The following is a 4,305-nucleotide window of genomic DNA, read 5'->3' as shown; positions in this document are numbered from 1 at the left end:
CATGATGGTTTATGTGGCAGGTGTATCGCCTACTTTCTATAAGCGTCTGGCTGTATTTAACGGAAGCAAATGGAGCTTCTGGAAACCGGAATAAAAAAAACAAGAAAAAAGCCGAATCATAATTTTGATTCGGCATTTTTTTTTCGGTTTTTTTAGAAATATTCTTAATAAAGCCAAGCTGTAATTATTAATGAAATTTAACAAGAAATTATAAAAAAAATACTTAATTTTGCCACCATTATTTTTTTTTCAGGTAGAAACCATTGATAAGGTTTGTAAAATTTTCGCTTTTAATAAAAATGTTATTTTTTAGAAATTTTAAAACAGCTCATAGTAAAGCGCAAAATAAAATGCGTTTTTTTGGCGTGCTCATTATTTCTTTTTTATTACACATTCAATTATTTGGAGCGGTTACAAAAATTAATCATAAGGAAGAAAGTTTAGCGCTCATCAGTACGAAGGTTTCAATAGAATTGTATTCTTACCCAAATAATGTAGAAAACACCATTGTAACAGATACTATATATCAATCTGCACATGTTTTAGCAGAAAACTCTAGAAAGCAATTTGATGAAAATCTTACCAACATTATTTCTTCAGATGATATTTCCCAAGAGTCTCCAGATATTCAGGAAGAAGACAATGAAACAATTTTTATTTCGGAAGGAACAACAATAGTCGGTTTAGATAAAATCTATAAGGTGAAAATTGTTCTTGAAACAAGAAAACCCGAACCAACAGAGTTTTCAAAAACTTCTTTCTCAGAACAGACTAACAATACGTTATCTGAAATAAAAGCCGATAAAAAATTAGCCCGATTAGTAAAAAAGATTCAGGAAGAGGCAAAATTTCATTTTTCGGTTTCTACTGGTGGAAATTCTAAGATTACAAGTGCATTAGATGAAAATAAAACGGCTGTTGTAGTTCCATCTAATATAGTACAAAAACATGCTCTTGCTTCAACTTATACTCAAGTGATTCTTAAGATTGAAAGCCAATTACAGAAGCAAAAATTCTATACCTCACTTTCTTATTTGCAATTTGGCAAATTCAGAAGTTCTTCACTACGGGGGCCACCATACGCGGCATAGCTTTTCTATTTGTATTTAATAAATCGTTTTCTGTGAGAACACGACCGATTTATTGATTTATCTAAAGTTTACATATTCTGTAATTTAGAATCACAACTATTTATTTTAAAAAAGTAAAGAACTATCATTTTACTAAAAAAATTCTTTCTTTATTCGCTGCTTAGCGACCCATTTAATATATTAAATGATTATGCAAAATCATTTAATATATTAAAACTTAAACAAACTTAAACAAACTTATAATAACTATAATGGAATCTAAAATTAATATTCATCTGAAAAAACAGATGTTTTTACTTATTGGCTTAATAAGTAGTTTTGTTTTTTCTCAAACACCAGTTACTTATACTGCCAATCCTACAAATGCACAAATTAATACAGCATTAAATGGAAATAATATTTCTATTACTGGGGGCACATTAAATTTTGGGAGTAGAACATTACAAATAGCTACTTTTACTGGAGGTACTGCAGCCGCGCTTCAAATGAGTAATGGGGTGTTTTTTGGAACTGGTAATGTTACGAAATTATTAACAACAAATAATACTACAGGAAGTACTGATGACATCCCTACTGCAACTACTTTTGCCGATGCAGATTTAGCAACTGTTGATAATACCGCTACTAGAGATGTGGTTTCATATTCGTTCACAGTTACATTAGGACCAAAAGCTACCAGTTTAAGTATTGGGTATCAATTTGGTTCAGAAGAGTATCCTGATTATGTTGGGTCAAATTTTGATGATGCTTTTGGGTTTTTTGTTACCGGGCCTGGTATTGCAGGAACTGCCAATCTCGCAAGGCTGCCTAATAACAACGCAACTTCAATCAATAAGGTCAATTTTGGATTGGAAGGAAGTAGTGGATCAAGCGTACCTGCTTTTGATGGAACTCAAAGTGCTCTTTATATGAATAATGGGCATGACACTACTGTTTCTGGAGGAAAATTAGTGCCAAATACCAACCCAGGGCCTTTTCCTGTTGCAGTGCAGTTCAATGGGATTACAAGATTGATTACTTATACGTTATCTGGTTTAACTCCTAATGGTACATATACTTTTAAAATTGTGATAGCAGATGCAGGTGATGCAACATTAGATTCTGGTGTTTTTATTGACAATATTTATGCTACAGCTACTCTAGTTGCAAATAATGACAGTTATACTATTGTTTCTGGATCTTCATCTATTAATTCTGTATTAAACAATGATTCTGTAAATGGAACTGCACCTGCTACATTATCAGATGTGCTATTAAGCCAAATATCAACAACTAATTCGGGGGTAACCCTCAATCCTTTAACTGGGCAAATAAACGTAGCTCCTGGAACTCCTTCTGGAACTTATGCTGTTACTTATCAAATTTGTGACCAGACCTTTACATCAAATTGTAAAACTGCGGTTGCTACAATTATCGTACAAACAGATTTTGAAGGAGACGGCGTCCCTGATGATGTTGATCTTGATGATGATAACGACGGTATTTTAGATACTAATGAAAACGGAACATGCGGGATTCCAAATCCTAATATCGCTCCAGGCAATGGTGTAATTACCCGCACTTTATTTAATGAAAATTTTGGAACCATGAGTACTGTCAATGGCACAACAAGTGTTTCACTAGCAGGACTAGGAACAAGTGCTACTACCACTTACAATTATTATCAAGCAATAGCTGGTATTATTCCTACTGATTGGAATGATGGAAGTGGGCCTCCTCAATCTTTAGACGATGGTAGATATTCTGTATTTAATAATATACAGCAAACTGCCGCATGGGCTGCTACAGAATGGCAAACAATAGGAGACCATACTAATGGAGGAGCAACACCAACAAGTGGAAGAATGCTTATTGTAAATGCAAGTTTTGCTCCAGGTGAATTTTATAGAAGAACAATACAAAATATTGTATCAGGTGCTCCTATTAATGCTTCGTTGTGGGGAATGAATTTGAATAATTATGACGGTTTAATTAAGCCTAATATTACAATACATTTTGAACAACCTGCTGGTAATGTTATTTACAGTTTTAATACTGGAGATATAAACTATAATAATGTTGGGGATGTTAATGCATGGAAATTTTTTAAAAATCCTACATTATTTATACCACCAACTTCTCAACCAATTGATATAGTCTTTATAAACAATGCGCCAGGAGGAGGAGGTAATGACCTAGCAATAGATGATATTATTGTATATCAGTCATTATGTGACTTTGACAATGATGGTGTACCCAATCATTTAGACACCGATAGTGATGGTGATACTTGCCCCGATGCAGTAGAAGGCTCAGAAAATGTTTCGATAGAGCAGGTTTGGTCTTTGAATTTACCCATTGCGGATGCGAACTATGCTAATAGAGGAAGGATAAAAGTTATCTATGATGGGATAACAACCAATACACAACCTAATATTGTAAGCCAATCTGCATCTGCTTTAGGGGTGCCACAATTGGTAAACAATGCAGGGAATAACTTACATTCTGTTACTAACGCTTCAAATTTAGCTGGTTTTGCAGATAACACAGATGTACCGGGACCTACTACAGCAGACATTGGCCAAGGAGCTGGTTCTTCTACCAATGCAGCAGTAAATGCTTGTATTTGTTACAATGATCCCAATACCACCACGGCAGGCGCAGATACCAAACACGGAATCACGTTATTGAGAAGAGCAGGTGCAGCACCTCAACCCAATAACTGGCCTATGGTAAGAAAATCTGCTTTCACAGCATTAGAATCCAATACGAAAGGTTTTGTGGTTACCAGAATGACTACCGCAGAGATCAATGCACTTACTGCTCAAAGTGGAATGATGGTTTACGATACCGATTTGAAATGTTTAAAATTATTTAACGGGACTGCGTGGAGCTGTTTCAATACACCAACCTGTCCTTAATCTAAACGCAAAACCGGTCGGTTGATATACACATCTTTATATAAACCGATCCGGAGTTTTATAATTTAAATTTAAAATAAAATGAAAAAAGTAATATTCACCCTATTGATAGCAAGTTTTTCTTTTGCAAATGCGCAGGTCATCCTAGGTGATGCAGTGGGTACTGCAGCTAATAAAACATCGGTTCTTCTGGATTTTGCTGCAAACCAGAACAAGGGCATTATAGTTCCCTATGTTAGAACCTTACCTACGGGAAATGCGTTGGTAGGAGGTTCCATTATTTTAGATGCCACTACCGCAACAGCAGCAAGAAT

General features: G+C 34.8%; 2 protein-coding genes and 1 pseudogene. All 3 read left to right on the top strand.

Annotated features, from left to right (window positions below):
* The first annotated feature begins 299 nt into the window (after nt 1-299).
* Nucleotides 300-1,091 (top strand): hypothetical protein, encoded by a 792-nt coding sequence (locus tag BW939_RS15605; protein ID WP_076452929.1) that lies wholly within the window; start codon nt 300-302, stop codon nt 1,089-1,091.
* 251 nt (nt 1,092-1,342) lie between these two features.
* Complete coding sequence (locus tag BW939_RS15600) at nt 1,343-3,991, top strand: choice-of-anchor L domain-containing protein (protein WP_076452928.1); 2,649 nt, start codon at nt 1,343-1,345, stop codon at nt 3,989-3,991.
* 81 nt (nt 3,992-4,072) lie between these two features.
* Nucleotides 4,073-4,305, top strand: a pseudogene (locus tag BW939_RS15595) (hypothetical protein); the annotation flags it as partial.

Origin of the sequence: Chryseobacterium piscicola, from assembly GCF_900156685.1 — a bacterium.
Lineage (GTDB): Bacteria > Bacteroidota > Bacteroidia > Flavobacteriales > Weeksellaceae > Chryseobacterium > Chryseobacterium piscicola.
The sequence above is the reverse complement of the archived record's forward strand: the minus strand, read 5'-3'. Positions and strand labels throughout refer to the sequence as shown.